This is a genomic window from Streptomyces sp. NPDC096324 (assembly GCF_044763015.1).
Classification (GTDB): domain Bacteria; phylum Actinomycetota; class Actinomycetes; order Streptomycetales; family Streptomycetaceae; genus Streptomyces.
This window is the reverse complement of the sequence record NZ_JBIWFK010000004.1, coordinates 438,319-452,137: the sequence shown is the minus strand read 5'-3', so window position 1 is coordinate 452,137 and position 13,819 is coordinate 438,319. Positions and strand designations below refer to the sequence as shown.

The following is a 13,819-nucleotide window of genomic DNA, read 5'->3' as shown; positions in this document are numbered from 1 at the left end:
GTGTCCCGGCGGTTCAGTGGTGGTACCGGTGCACCACGGCGTGTCCCTTGCCCCGGCCGATCGTCCACTTGTTGACCGGCGTCGTGACCACGAAGGCCACCGCGAGCGAGATCAGCAGCGATCCCCAGAACAGCAGGTCGTCGAGTTGCGCGTCCATCGCGTCCGGCCACAGCGCGATGACGCCGTTGTCGATCAGCTCCATCACCGCGATGGACAGGGTGTCCGCGGCCAGCGCGACGCGGAAGGCGGTGCGGAGACCGACGCCCGCCCGCAGCACCCCGCGCAGGGTGAGCGCGTAGCCGAAGAAGAAGGCCAGCACGACCGCCAGGACCGTCGTCGAGACGTTCCCCCACCCGAGCGCCGTGCCCACCACCATGCCGAGCACCTCGCCGACGGCACAGCCGGTGAGGCAGTGCAGGGTGGCCGTGGCGGCCATGGCCCAGCCGGCCGCGGCCGGCCCGCGGTGGTGGTCGTGCGCGTGTGCCGGTGCGTGTACGTGCTGGTCCGCGGGTGCGTGTGCCTCGTGCTCCATGAATTCCCCCAGGGTCGTGTCGAGGCTCCTTCTTACCGAAGAGAACCACATACCCCCCTGGGGTATTCCCGCAAGGTCGTGGGACTAGCCGTCGCGGAGCTTCTTCAGCCGCTCCACGTCCGCCGCGTGCCCTTCCGTCCCGCCGGGCGTCTCGATGATCAGCGGTACGCCCTCGGTGGCGGGATGCGTCATCAGGGCGCGGAACGGGTCCTCGCCTATGTGGCCGGAGCCGATGTTCTCGTGGCGGTCCTTGTGCGCGCCGACCACGTCCTTGGAGTCGTTGGCGTGGATCAGCTTCAGCCGCCCCTCGCCGACGGTGTCGACCAGCAGGTCGAGGGTCTGGTGCATGCCGCTCGGCCCGGTCAGATCGTGGCCCGCCGCGAAGATGTGGCAGGTGTCGAGGCAGACCCCCAGCTTGGGATGCGCGTCCAGGGCCTCGAAGTAGGGCCCGAAGTCCCAGGTGCGGGAGCAGAGGGAGGAGCCCTGGCCGGCCGTCGACTCCAGCAGCAGGAACGGGTCGTCGTCGTGGGTCAGTTCGTCCAGCAGCGGCAGCAGCCGGTCGCGCACCTGCCGCAGCGCGACGGACCGCTCCCGGCCACCGGTGGCGCTCCCGGTGTGCACGACCACCCCGAGCGCGCCGATCTCCCGTCCGCGCCGCAGGGAGTGCCGCAGCGACTCCACCGACTTCTCGACCGTCGCCTCGGTGTGCGAGCCGAAGTTGATCAGATACGGGGCATGCACGTACGCCGGGATCGACCCGGCGGCGCACGCGGCGCGGAAGTCCTCGTCCTGCTTCGGGTTCCCGGCGGGCGTCGCCCAGCCGCGCGGGTTCGCGACGAAGACCTGGACGGTCTCGGCCGCGAGCTCACGGGCGTAGGCCAGACCGACGGAGTTGAGGCCGCCGGCCACGGGGACATGGCCGCCGACGGGGTTGCGGAGCTGCTTGCTGGTCACACCCGTCAGGGTGTCACGCGCCGCCGGCCACCCCGCGGGCGGACCCGTGGGGCACCCCGCCGGGTGCCGGTGGGGTTCCCGGCCCGCCCCACGGGGTCCCCGGCGGGGGATCCGCTCAGCGGATCTGGATCGTGATCGTCGAGCCCTTGGGCGCCGTGTCGCCGCCGTCCACCGACTGCTTCTTGACCGTGTCGCCGAAGAGTCCGAGGAGCCCGCGGTCCTCGTCGACCTTGAACCCGGCGTCCTCCAGGGCCTTCTTGGCGTCGTCCACGCTGTCGCCCACGACGTCCGGGACCTCGATCAGCTCGGGGCCCTTGGAGAGGGTCAGTGTCACCGTGTCGCCCGTGGCGGCCTCACGGCCCGCGCGCGGCGTCTGCTGGGCGACCTGGCCCTTGTCGAACTCGGAGTTGACCCGCTCCGGGGCGATCCTCACCTTCAGGCCCGCGCCCTCCAACTGCGCGGTGGCGTCCTCGACCGACGAGCCGGTCACGTCGGGCAGTTCCACCGGGCTGCCCTTGCTCACCACGATCGCGATCGCCGAACCCGAGTGCCGCTCGGTGCCCGTGGCCGGATCCGTACCGATCACGAAGCCCTTCGTCACGTCCTCGCTGAACTCACGCGTGACCATGCCCGCGACGAGCCCGTCGCCCTTGAGTACTTCCTTGGCCTTGAACAGGGCGAGGCCCTTGAGGTCCGGCACCTTCACCGTCTGGGGGCCGTCGGAGACGGTCAGCGTCACGGAGTCGTTGTCGCGGATGCGCTCGCCGACGTTCGGGTCGGTGCTGATGACCGTGCCCCGCTTCACGGTGTCGCTGTAGGCGTGCTTGACCTGCTTGACGTCGAGCCCGGCGCCCCGGAGCTGGGTCCTCGCCTGCGCTTCCGTCTTCGCCAGGACGGGCGGGACCTTGGTGAACTGGCCCGAGTTGATGTACCAGACGCCGGCGCCGAGGCCGAGCACCAGCACGATCGCGGCGACGACCAGCAGCATCCCGCGCCGCGGCGGCCGTGTGCCCGGGGTCCGCTGCGGGACCGGCGTCGTGGTGAAGGGGCTGCTGTCGGTCGTGAACGGGCTGCTCTGTTCGAACCGGCTGGTCCGGTCGAGGGAGTCGTCGTCGTTCACGGGCAACAGACGGGGGACGGACAGCGAGCGCGGGATCACGCTCGTACGGTCGTCGGCGTTGTCGTGGCCCACGGACAGGGCGCCCGGCGGGACCGCGTCGAGCTGGTCGGCGGTGAGGCCGGCGCGCGCTTCGAGGACCTGTCCGAGCAGGGCCACCGCGTCGGCCGGGCGGAGCTCGGGATTGCGGGCCGTGGCCGCGGTGACCAGCTCGTCGAGCGGGTACGCGAGGCCCGGCACGACGGCCGACGGGGGCGGTACGTCCTCGTGGAGGTGCTGGTAGAGCACCTGGGCGGCGGAGTCCGCGCTGTGCGGCTTGGCGCCGGTGAGCATTTCGTAGAGGACGACACCGCAGGCGTAGACGTCGACCCGGGTGTCGGCGGTGCCGTGCTCGATCTGCTCGGGGGCGAGGTACGAGACCGTGCCGAGGACCGTGCCCGTCGTGCTCGTCACCGTGTCCACGGCGCGGACGAGCCCGAAGTCCGCGACCTTGACCCGGCCGTCGTCCCCTATGAGGACGTTCTCCGGCTTCATGTCGCGGTGCACGAACCCGGCGCGGTGGGCCGCGCCGAGCGCGGCGAGCATCGGCTCCAGGATGTCGAGCGCGGCCCGCGGCTGCAGGGCGCCGCGCTCGCGCAGCACGTCGCGCAGGGTGCACCCGGCGATGTACTCCATGGCCAGATAGACGTACGACCCGTCCGCCCCCTGGTCGAAGACCTGCACCACGTTCGGGTGCGCCAGCCGGGCCACCGACTTGGCCTCGCGGATGAACCGCTCGACGAACGAGGCGTCGGCGGCCAGCGTCGGGTGCATCACCTTGAGCGCGAGCACGCGGTCGAGGCGGGTGTCCAAGGCCCTGTAGACCGTGGCCATCCCGCCGACCGCGATCCGCGCGTCGACGCGATAGCGGCCGTCGAGCACGTGTCCGACAAGCGGGTCCTGAAGGGTCGTATCCACGCAGGTGAGTCTACGAGCCACCACTGTCACGGCGCCCCGTTCGGGCGATTCGGGCGCCCGACTGCATCCGAGCTGTGACGCACACCGGGCATGCGAAGGTCTGTTCGTCGCACGGATGTCCGATCATGCCCCGTCTGTCACCACAAGGACGCAACACGACAACCCGCACCGCGCGCGCGGCCGGAAACCGACGCCGGACGGAACCGCCGCCGGGTGGAAACCGATGCCGGACGAAGCCGCTGCGGGGCGCCGGGGCTCAGAACGCCGGGCGCTCCGGGTCCAGCACCGCCATGCCCTCCACGGGAGAGGACGCCGTCGCGAAGTGCCGCCGCGGGATGCGCCCCGCCCGCCGCGCCAGACGGCCCGCCTCCACCGCGTGCCGCATGGCCTCCGCCATCAGCACGGGCTCCTGCGCCCGTGTCACCGCCGAGGCCAGCATCACCCCGGCGCACCCCAGCTCCATCGCGAGCGCCGCGTCCGACGCCGTGCCCGCTCCCGCGTCCAGGATCACCGGCACGCGCGCGTGCTCGACGATCAGCTCGAAGTTGTGCGGGTTGCGGATCCCGAGCCCGGAGCCGATGGGCGAGCCGAGCGGCATGATCGCCGCACAGCCGACGTCCTCCAGCTTCCGCGCCAGCACCGGGTCGTCGTTCGTGTACGGCAGCACGGTGAAGCCGTCGTCGACCAGTGTCTCCGCCGCGTCGAGCAGTTCGATCGGATCGGGCAGCAGGGTGCGCTCGTCGGCGATGACCTCCAGCTTGACCAGATCGGTGCCCAGCGCCTCGCGCGCCAGACGGGCCGTCAGCACGGCCTCGCCCGCGGTGTAGCAGCCGGCCGTGTTCGGCAGGACGCGGATGTTCAGCCGCGCCAGCACCGACAGGACCGAGCCGTGCACGGACGCGTCCACGCGCCGCATCGCGACCGTCGTCAGCTCCGTTCCGGACGCCACCAGGGCGCGCTCCAGCACGTCGAGACTGGGCGCGCCGCCCGTCCCCATGATCAGCCGGGACCCGTGGACCGTACCGCCGAGGACGAAGGGATCGTCTGCCATGGGTCAGCCTCCTTGGACGGCGGTGAGGACTTCGACGCGGTCACCCTCGGCGAGCGCGGTGGACGGCCACTGCGTGCGCGGGACGACGGTCTCGTTCAGGGCGGCGGCCACCCCGGACGACGAGGCGGTGAGGGTCGCGACGAGCGCGTCGAGAGCGGTCCCGGCGTCGATCAGCCGCCGCTCCCCGTTGACGACGATGTTCATACCGGCAGCTCCGTGCGGGCCGTGGCGCCGAAGCGCAGGGGGGTGAAGGGGCGGGCTTCGGCGGGGAGGTCGCCGGTGGTCAGCACGTGGGCCATCACGTCACCGGTCACGGGCGTCAGGAGCACACCGTTGCGGTGGTGCCCGGTGGCCAGCAGCAGCCCGTCCAGGGCGCTCGGGCCGAGCAGCGGAGCGTTGTCGGGCGAGCCGGGCCGCAGCCCCGCGCGGGTCTCGGTGAGCGGCAGCTCGGTGATCCCGGGGACCAGTTCGTGGGCGTCGCGCAGCAGTTCGTACACGCCGCCCGCCGTCACGGTGGTGTCCCAGCCCAGCTCCTCGCTGGTCGCGCCCACCACGAGCTCGCCGTTCTCGCGCGGCACCAGGTAGACGTGGCTGCCGCGCACCACGGCCCGCACGGTGCGGTTCAGGAAGGGCGCGTACCGCCGCGGCACGGTCAGCCGCAGCACCTGCCCCTTGACCGGGCGCACCGGCGGCACGGCGTCCTCGGGGACGCCCGCCAGGCGCCCGCTGAGGCTGCCCCCGGCCAGCACCACCCGGTCCGCGGTGAGGCCGGTGCCGTCCGCGGTGACGACACCGGTCGCCCGCTCCCGTACGACGCTCAGACGCTCCGCCCAGGTCCGGTGGACGGTCACTCCGGCCCGCTCGCACGCGGTGACCAGGGCGGCGGCGAGGCGCCGCGGGTCGATCTGGTGGTCGCCGTCCACCCGCAGACCCCCGCGCACGCCGGGCGCGAGCATCGGTTCCAGACGGCGGCACTCACGGCCGCTCAGCCACTCCGACTCCAGCCCCGAGCAGACCTGGAGCGCGTGCAGCTCCCGCAGATGGGCGCGGTCGTCGGCGTCCAGCGCGACGGCCAGCGTGCCGCTGCGGCGGTAGCCGAGGTCCTGTCCGGACGCCTCGGTGAGCTCGGCGGCGAAGTCCGGATAACGGCGCGCGGAGGCGAGGTTGAGGCCCAGCAGGGTCTCCTCGCCGAAGTGCAGTTCGGTGACGGCGGCCAGCATCCCGGCCGCGACCTGTGCGGCGCCGCCGCCCGGCTCGGGGTCCACGAGCGCGGTCGTGAACCCGCGCTGCGCGGCCCGCCAGGCCGTCACCAGACCGATGATCCCGCCCCCGACGACGAGGACGTCCGACGAACGTGCAGACGGCATGGGCGTCCAGCCCCTCCCTTCGCCGGCATGACCCGGATCAGGTTCGTACGGTCGGAGGCCGCCCAGCCTCCCTCTCAGCCCGGTGCGTCCGGGCTCCCGCGAGTGCTTTACGTTGGCCACCCTAGCCCGCCCCCGTCCGTCTCAGTAAGGGAGCCTCCGCCCATGGCGCGACCGCTCGACGGCCTCGTGCTCGCCCCCGTCGCCGACCAGGCCCCGGGCCAGGTGGGCACCCGCACCCGGTTCACCTACCACGAGGAGGACGGCGTGGTCTGGGCCGACTACACCGGCGGCGACGTCGTCCGCGGACATCTCGTCGGCACCCGCGAGGGCGACCGCCTCGACTTCCGGTACGTGCAGCTCAAGCGGGACGGGACCACCGCGTCGGGCCACTGCGTGTCCCTCGTCGTGGAACTCCCCGACGGCCGGGTGCGGCTGGAGGAGACCTGGACGTGGGAGTCGCAGCCGGGCGCCGGGACGAGCGTGGTGGAGGAACCGCCCGCGACCGACCGTGTGCAAGCCGTGTGCAACAGGTCACCGAGCACGTCCGCTGACTGACGCATCGTCACGTGTCTATGGTGATCAGGTGAGCGATCAGACGCAGGCACAGTCGCAGAGGCCCACGGCACGGCGGGTCGTCGTGGTGGGCGCGGGCATGGCCGGGGTGCAGACCGCGGTCGCCCTGCGCGAACAGGGCTTCACGGGCACCGTCACGCTGATCGGCGCGGAGCCGCACCAGCCCTACGACCGGCCGCCGCTGTCCAAGGCCGTCCTGCTCGGCAAGGCCGAGGGCTCCGCCTTCGACATCGACTTCGAGGCCCTGGACATCGATCTCCGGCTGGGCAGCGAGGCGCTCGGCGTGCGCCCCGGCGACCACGAACTGGACACGGACGCGGGATCCGTCCCGTACGACGTCCTGGTCGTCGCCACCGGCGCGGAACCGATCCGGCTCCCCGGCGCCGAAGGCGTTCCCGGCGTGCATCTGCTGCGCACCCTGGACGACGCCGACCGGCTGCGTCCCGTACTCACCCGGCAGCACGACATCGTGGTGGTCGGAGCGGGCTGGATCGGCGCCGAGTTCGCCACGGCGGCGCGCGAGGCGGGCTGCGCGGTCACCGTCGTCGAAGCCGCCGACCGGCCGCTCGCCGGGGCGCTGCCGCCCGAGGTGGCCGCCCCGATGACCGCCTGGTACGCGGACAGCGGGGCCTCGCTGCGCACCGGCGCGCGCGTGGAGCGTGTCGAAAGCGGCGCGGTGATCCTGGACGACGGCTCCCGGGTGCCCGCGGACGCCGTCGTGGTCGGGATCGGCGCGCGGCCCGCCACCGCCTGGATCGCCGGCTCCGGCATCGAACTCGGCGCCCACCGCGAGATCGTCGCCGACGACCATCTGCGCACCTCGCTGCCGGACGTCTACGCGGTCGGCGACTGCGCCTCCTTCCCGTCCGGCCGCTACGAGGAACGCCTCCTCGTCCACCATTGGGACAACGCCCTCCAGGGCCCGCGCACGGTCGCCCTGAACATCGTCGGCGAGACGCCCGCCGCCTACGACCCCGTGCCGTACTTCTGGTCCGAGCAGTTCGGCCGTTTCGTGCAGTACGTCGGCCACCACACGCCCGCCGACACCCTGGTGTGGCGCGGCGACCCCGCGGGCGCCTCCTGGTCGGTGTGCTGGCTCCGCGGGACACGGCTCGTCGCCCTCCTGGCGGTGGGCCGCCCGAGGGACCTCGCCCAGGGCCGCCGGCTGATCGAGGCGGGCGCCGCGATGGATCCGGTGCTGCTCGCGAACCCGTCGAGGCCGCTGAAGGGCGCCACGGCCTGATCCCGTCACCCCGGGTCGGACGCCCTCGGCTTCCGGCTGTCGGTCCGGGATGGCAGGCTTGTCCCGTGACCGAGATTGACGCAAAGACCGATGCTCTCGTCCCCGCCTGGCTCACCCTCCCCGACATCGCCGAGCAACTCGATGTCGAGGTGACACGCGTCCGGCAGCTGGTCAAGGAGGGCCAGCTCATCGCCGTACGCCGTGGTGAGAACCGCGCGCTGCACGTCCCCGCCGACTTCATCGACGTGGACGAACAGAAGGTGGTCAAGGGCCTGGCCGGCACCTTGACGCTTCTGAGGGACGACGGTTTCTCCGACGAAGAGGCCCTCGAATGGCTCTTCACCCCCGACCCGACCCTGCCCGGCACCCCCGCGCAGGCACTGAGCGAGAATCGCGGCACGGAGGTGAAGCGTCGCGCCCAGGCGCTCGCCGTCTGACCTGATCGAGACCGTCCGGCACGGGGAGCACGGCGGCGGGACCCTCCCGGCCGCCGCGCTCCCCGCGCACCGACAACGGGGGACCCCGCATGCCCGAGAACGCCGCCACGACCGCACGGGGCCGCCTCGCCGACGCCCGTGTCTATCTGTGCACCGACGCCCGTGGACGCCAGGGCGACCTCGCCGAATTCCTCGACGCGGTCCTGGCGGGCGGCGTGGACATCGTGCAGCTCCGCGACAAGGGCATGGAGGCGGGGGAGGAGCTGGAGCACCTCAAGGTCTTCGCGGACGCCTGCGCCCGGCACGGAAAGCTCCTCGCGGTCAACGACCGGGCGGACGTGGCGCACGCGGCCCGCGCCGACGTCCTGCACCTCGGCCAGGGCGACCTCCCGGTTCCCGCGGCTCGCGCGATCCTCGGCGACGAGGTGATCGTCGGCCGTTCCACGCACTCCGAGGCCGAAGCCGCTGCCGCCGCCGTCCAGGAGGGCGTCGACTACTTCTGCACCGGCCCCTGCTGGCCCACCCCCACCAAGCCCGGCCGCCACGCACCCGGACTCGGCCTGGTCCGCCACACGGCGGCCCTCGGCACCGACCGTCCCTGGTTCGCGATCGGCGGCATCGACCTCGGCCGGCTCGACGAGGTGCTCGAAGCCGGTGCCCGCCGTGTCGTCGTCGTACGGGCGATCACCGAGGCGGACGACCCGGGCGCGGCGGCGGCCGAGTTCGCGAAGCGGCTGCGGGAGGTCTGAGGCCCGGCGGCCGCGGAGGTTTTCCCGGCGGCGGCCGCCGCCGGGGGTCCGGCGGGGCCGCTGTCCGAGGGGTGGACAAGAAATCGACAGATCGGACAAATGTCAGCGGTTCGGTTGGGTCACCGACGCCCTCTGGCTAACCTGCGGGTATGGCCCTCGGATCTGCTTCCACCAGGACTGATCGCGCACGCACCGTGCGCGACATGCTCGCGACCGGCAAACAGACCTTTTCCTTCGAGTTCTCGGCGCCGAAGACCCCCAAGGGCGAGCGGAACCTGTGGAACGCCCTGCGGCGGGTCGAGGCCGTGGCCCCGGACTTCGTCTCCGTGACCTACGGAGCCGGCGGCTCCACGCGGGCCGGCACGGTCAAGGAGACCGAGCAGATCGTCCTCGACACGACCCTCACCCCGGTCGCGCACCTCACCGCGGTCAATCACTCGATCGCGGAGCTGCGCAACATCATCGGGCAGTACGCGGACGCGGGCATCCGCAACATGCTCGCCGTGCGCGGCGACCCGCCCGGGGACCCCATGGGCGAGTGGGTCCCCCACCCCCAGGGTCTGACCTACGCGGCCGAACTGGTGCGCCTCATCAAGGAATCCGGGGACTTCTGCGTCGGGGTCGCCGCCTTCCCGGAGATGCACCCCCGGTCCGCGGAGTGGGATCTGGACGTCTCCCACTTCGTCGACAAGTGCCGCGCCGGCGCCGACTACGCGATCACCCAGATGTTCTTCCAGCCGGAGTCCTACCTCCGCCTGCGTGACCGCGTCGACGCGGCGGGCTGCGCGACGCCGGTCATCCCGGAAGTCATGCCCGTGACAAGTGTGAAGATGTTGGAACGGCTGCCCAAACTCTCGAATGCTTCGTTCCCGGACGTCCTGAAAGAGCGGATCCTCACAGTCAAAGACGATCCGGCGGCTGTACGCTCCATTGGGATCGAGTTCGCGACGGAGTTCTGTGCGAGGCTGCTGACCGAGGGTGTCCCCGGGCTGCACTTCATCACGCTCAACAACTCCACCGCGACGCTGGAAATCTACGAGAATCTGGGCCTGCATCACCCGCAGCAGGCCTAGACCGGTCGCACCCGCGTACGACACACTGCGTAGCGGCCACTGGGAGAGGGGCGTACATGGGCTTGACGGTCCTCTATCTGGCATTCGGCATTGTCGCGCTGTGGCTGCTCGGCGAGGTGCTGCTGCAGTACAAGGCGCGACTGCGCTTCCGCCTGCTCGCCTTCGTCGGCTTCCTCGGTGTGGTCCTCGGCGTCCTGATGCACTCGGTCGTCGTCATCGGCCTGGGCGCGGCCGCCTTCACGGTCGGTCAGACCTATGTGACGCTGTCGTTCCGTCAGGGCTTCGCGCAGGGCTGGGCCATCAAGGGCCCCGGTGCGGAGGACAAGCCCGGCAAGCTCAGCAAGCGCCGCCGCGGTGAGCCGGAGGACGCGGACGAGGCGGAGGAGAACGCCGACCTCGAAGAGGTCGAGGTGGCCGCCTACCGGCGCGAGGACCAGTACGCGGACGAGGACGACGTCTTCACGCCCGCCCCGTCCGACCGCTTCGCGCCCCCGGAGCCGGCCGAGCCCGCGGCGGCCGAGACGACCTCGGTGTACGAGCCGCAGCCGCTGCCCGAGGACACCGGCTCCTACGGGGTCTACGACTCCGGCGCGTACGCGGCGGCCACCGACCAGTCCTACGCGGGCGCGTCCCCGTCCCAGGACCAGCAGGCCTACTCGACCGGTCAGAACCAGCAGGCCTACGCCACGGGCGAGAACCAGCAGGCCTACGCGACGGGCCAGAACCAGCAGGCCTACGCGTACGACGGCTACACGGGCTACGACCAGCAGCAGTACGGCTACGGCCAGCAGCAGTACGCCGGCTACACGGACCCGTACACGGGCCAGCAGACCTACCAGAACGGCACGTACGACCAGAGCGCCTACAACGGCGGCGACCAGGGTTACGCACAGCAACAGCAGCAGAACTACGGCCAGGACCAGTACGCCACCGGCACGTACGGCGGCGAGACCCCGGCCGGCGGCGTCTGGGTGCCGCAGCAGCGCACCGACGAGTACGGCGGCGAACTCCCGCCCGAGCAGCAGCAGTACCCCTACCAGGGCAACGGCAACGGCAACGGCAACGCGGGGTACGACGAGCAGTACCGCTACTGACCGGCGGGACAGCGGCTGAGGGCCTTCCCGCGCCGCCGCCCGCCGGAGCGTTCACTGCGAGCCCTGGAACTCCGGCCCTTCCACGATCAGTCCGGTCACCAGGGCGCCCGACATGCCCGCGTGCGGCAGACCGCCGCCGGGATGCGCCCAGCCCCCGGCCGCGAGGAGTCCCCGGATCCGCGTCGTGTTCGACGGGTGCAGCAGCCGGCCGTCCGCCGCGGCGAGCGTCGGCGCCGGCACCGCGCCGCCCGCCGCACCGGTCACCTCCGCGATGTCGGCCGGGGTGCGCACCTCGTGCCACAGGAGCCGGTCGCGCAGACCCGGCACGGCCCGCCCGGCGGCGTCGAGAACCCGCTCCACGTCCTTCTCCGACACCTGGGCGCCGGACGGGACCGTGACGGTCAGCGTGACCGCCTCGTGCTCCGCGTCCGGGACGAGCGCCGGATCGTCCGGACGGGTCACCACGACGGTCGGCGCGGCGGGCACCCCCGGGCGCTCCCCGAAGAGGCGGGCCTGCTCGCCGTCGCGGTCGGCCGAGTGGACCACCGTGCGGTGCGCCGTCCCGGCGGGCCGTCCGCCGCGCAGCGCGAGCAGCAGCGTCAGCCTGCTGGCCGCGGCGGGCCGCGCAGGTACCTCGTCACCGCCCCGGAGCACCGCCCCGGCGACGAGACCGTCCAAGGCGTCCGGCGCCACGCCCGCGACCACGAAATCCGCCGGCTCGAAGCGTTCCCCGGACCCGGACGACTCCGGGCCGCCGCCGGCACCGGAAGCCGCCGAGCGGTCCCGCGACAGCTCCACACCGACGACTCGGCCGTCCTTCTCGACGATCCGTTCGACGGCCGTGCCGAAGCCGAACTCGACCCCGCGCTCCAGACACCGCTCGTACACCGCGCGCGCCAGCTCCCGGATGCCGCCGCGCACGTACCAGGTGCCGAAGGCGTGGTCCATGTACGGCAGCACGGCGGCGCTCGCCGGGGTCGCGCGCGGGTCGAGCCCGTACGCCACGGCGTGGCCCTCCAGGAGGGCCGTCAGGCGGGTGTCGCGCAGCTCCCAGGCGGCGACCTCCGCGAGGGTCGTGGCCCTGCGGGTGCGCAGCAGCCTCTTGTGCGGCATCGAGGGGTACGGTTCGCGTTCGGCCAGCACCGTCCAGTTGGGCCACAGCGGCTCCTCCAGGAGCGGCCGGCGCGAGCGGTCCCAAGCCTCACGGGCCCGCACCAGGAAGTCCCCCCACCGGGTGCCCGCGCCGTCGCCGAGCGCTTCGTCCAGCGCGGCGAGCACACCCGCGCGCGAGGCGTTCGGCAGCGTCACCCGGGTGCCGTCGGCGAACACGTGGGCGGCCGACGGATCGACCTGCACCAGCTCGACGCATTCCTCCAGGGGTCGTTTCCCGGTCTTGACGAACAGGTCGCGGTAAACCGCGGGCAGCGGAAGCAGCGCCGGGCCCGTGTCGAAGGCGAAGCCGTCGCGCTCGAAGCGGCGCACCGCACCGCCGTACGTCTCCGTCCGCTCGTACACCACCACCCGGTGGCCCGCGACGGCCAGCCGGGCGGCGGCCGCCATCGCGCCCATCCCGGCGCCGATCACCGCAATCCGTCCCATGGCGGCGACTTTATCCGCCCCCGCCGACAGTCCCGTCAGTCGCGGTCCGGCCACGGCACACCGTCCGGCGGCCGCCCCACCGCCCCGGCCGTCCGCCGCTCCTCCCGGCGCTGTGCCCGGCGGCGCAGGAACCGTCTGATGCGCGAGACGAGGAAGGCGACCACCGTGAGCCCGGTGAACAGCAGGACGGCGGCGACGGTCGCCGCCGCCCAGGGATGGAAGATCGCCAGCGTGATCACGCCCGCCACCCCGAGGTCCTCGGCGATGCTCACCACGATGTTGCTGAAGGGCTCCGGCGAGGTGTTGACCGCCATCCGGGTCCCGGCCTTGACCGCGTGGCTCGCCAGCGCCGTCGAACCGCCGAGCACCGCCGCTGTCAGATCCGAGACCGAGCCGCTCTGTTCGGCGAGCAGCGCCCCGACCCAGGCACCCGCCGCCGGCCGGATCACGGTGTGCACGGAGTCCCACACCGAGTCGACGTACGGGATCTTGTCGGCGACCGCCTCGCAGAGGAAGAGGACACCGACTGTGACCAGGATCTCAGGGCGTTGCAGGGACGCCGGGACCTCGTCGCTCAGTCCGGTGGCCCCGAATACGCCGAGCAGCAGCACCACCGCGTACGCGTTGATGCCGCTGGCCCAGCCGCTGGTGAAGACCAGGGGGAGTACCGACACGCAGGGGATCGTAACCAGTCGGCGGCCGGGGCGTCCTGGGTCTGAGCACGTATGCCTGAGTATCCGTACCTACAGGGTGAGATGAGTAGGCGCACGGATGGGTCCGACCTGCGCGAACGGGAGAGTGGAGACACGGAAAGGGGCGCGGCTCCGGCACCGCCGACACGGGGCGGCGGAACGGAACCCGCGCCCTTGGCCGCTCCTTCCGCCGATCCGCTCGGCGGGAGTGAGACACGGGGGAACCCGGGGGACGACCGAACGGGGGCCCGACGGGGGTACGGGGGAGCACGACGAGGCGCCGGTACGGACGCCCGCGGGGGACGCGGCCGACCGTACCGGCGCTCTCGTACGTCAGGGCGCCCCACCCCTCCGGCCACGGGCCGGCCACCGGTCTTCCGG

At 72.6% G+C, this 13,819-nt stretch carries 14 protein-coding genes and 1 riboswitch; of the genes, 6 read left to right on the top strand and 8 right to left on the bottom strand.

What is annotated here, in order from left to right; translation table 11 throughout:
- Window positions 1-13: 13 nt before the first annotated feature.
- From ACIQ7M_RS12755 to thiO, 6 genes are all read right to left on the bottom strand, one after another.
- A complete protein-coding gene (locus ACIQ7M_RS12755; protein ID WP_403642984.1) occupies window positions 14-532 on the bottom strand; it encodes a DUF4396 domain-containing protein in 519 nt (172 codons plus the stop codon).
- Between the two features lie 84 nt (window positions 533-616).
- Entirely contained in the window at window positions 617-1,486 is an 870-nt protein-coding gene (locus tag ACIQ7M_RS12750) for a deoxyribonuclease IV (RefSeq protein WP_403642982.1), read from the bottom strand.
- Between the two features lie 115 nt (window positions 1,487-1,601).
- A complete protein-coding gene (gene pknB, locus ACIQ7M_RS12745) occupies window positions 1,602-3,560 on the bottom strand; it encodes a Stk1 family PASTA domain-containing Ser/Thr kinase (RefSeq protein WP_355771329.1) in 1,959 nt (652 codons plus the stop codon).
- Window positions 3,561-3,816: 256 nt separating this feature from the next.
- Entirely contained in the window at window positions 3,817-4,611 is a 795-nt protein-coding gene (locus tag ACIQ7M_RS12740; RefSeq protein ID WP_403642979.1) for a thiazole synthase, read from the bottom strand.
- Window positions 4,612-4,614: 3 nt separating this feature from the next.
- Complete coding sequence (thiS, locus tag ACIQ7M_RS12735; protein ID WP_355771323.1) at window positions 4,615-4,815, bottom strand: sulfur carrier protein ThiS; 201 nt, start codon at window positions 4,813-4,815, stop codon at window positions 4,615-4,617.
- Window positions 4,812-5,978 (bottom strand): glycine oxidase ThiO, encoded by a 1,167-nt coding sequence (thiO, locus tag ACIQ7M_RS12730; protein ID WP_403642977.1) that lies wholly within the window; start codon window positions 5,976-5,978, stop codon window positions 4,812-4,814. The genes thiS and thiO overlap by 4 nt, the downstream gene beginning before the upstream one ends.
- Window positions 5,976-6,088: riboswitch (TPP riboswitch) on the bottom strand. It overlaps the preceding gene by 3 nt.
- A gap of 52 nt (window positions 6,089-6,140) precedes the next feature.
- Between thiO and ACIQ7M_RS12725 the strand changes: the two genes are divergently transcribed.
- The 6 genes from ACIQ7M_RS12725 (at window position 6,141) to ACIQ7M_RS12700 (ending at window position 11,147) form a co-directional block, all read left to right on the top strand.
- Entirely contained in the window at window positions 6,141-6,533 is a 393-nt protein-coding gene (locus ACIQ7M_RS12725; RefSeq protein ID WP_403642975.1) for a hypothetical protein, read from the top strand.
- 28 nt (window positions 6,534-6,561) lie between these two features.
- Entirely contained in the window at window positions 6,562-7,794 is a 1,233-nt protein-coding gene (locus ACIQ7M_RS12720) for an NAD(P)/FAD-dependent oxidoreductase (RefSeq protein ID WP_386986874.1), read from the top strand.
- Between the two features lie 65 nt (window positions 7,795-7,859).
- Entirely contained in the window at window positions 7,860-8,231 is a 372-nt protein-coding gene (locus ACIQ7M_RS12715; protein ID WP_389850221.1) for an Rv2175c family DNA-binding protein, read from the top strand.
- Window positions 8,232-8,320: 89 nt separating this feature from the next.
- The gene (gene thiE / locus ACIQ7M_RS12710) at window positions 8,321-8,980 is read left to right on the top strand and encodes a thiamine phosphate synthase (protein WP_355771312.1); all 660 of its coding nucleotides are present in this window, start codon (window positions 8,321-8,323) and stop codon (window positions 8,978-8,980) included.
- 149 nt (window positions 8,981-9,129) lie between these two features.
- Window positions 9,130-10,053, top strand: a complete 924-nt coding sequence (gene metF / locus ACIQ7M_RS12705; RefSeq protein ID WP_355771309.1) for a methylenetetrahydrofolate reductase [NAD(P)H] — start codon at window positions 9,130-9,132, stop codon at window positions 10,051-10,053.
- 56 nt (window positions 10,054-10,109) lie between these two features.
- A complete protein-coding gene (locus ACIQ7M_RS12700; protein ID WP_403642970.1) occupies window positions 10,110-11,147 on the top strand; it encodes a hypothetical protein in 1,038 nt (345 codons plus the stop codon).
- Between the two features lie 51 nt (window positions 11,148-11,198).
- Here ACIQ7M_RS12700 and ACIQ7M_RS12695 read toward each other — a convergent pair whose 3' ends face one another.
- Together ACIQ7M_RS12695 and ACIQ7M_RS12690 are read right to left on the bottom strand one after the other, a co-directional pair.
- A complete protein-coding gene (locus ACIQ7M_RS12695; protein WP_403642967.1) occupies window positions 11,199-12,746 on the bottom strand; it encodes a phytoene desaturase family protein in 1,548 nt (515 codons plus the stop codon).
- A 35-nt stretch (window positions 12,747-12,781) separates the two neighbouring features.
- A complete protein-coding gene (locus tag ACIQ7M_RS12690; RefSeq protein WP_403642964.1) occupies window positions 12,782-13,420 on the bottom strand; it encodes a DUF4126 domain-containing protein in 639 nt (212 codons plus the stop codon).
- Window positions 13,421-13,819: the final 399 nt, after the last annotated feature.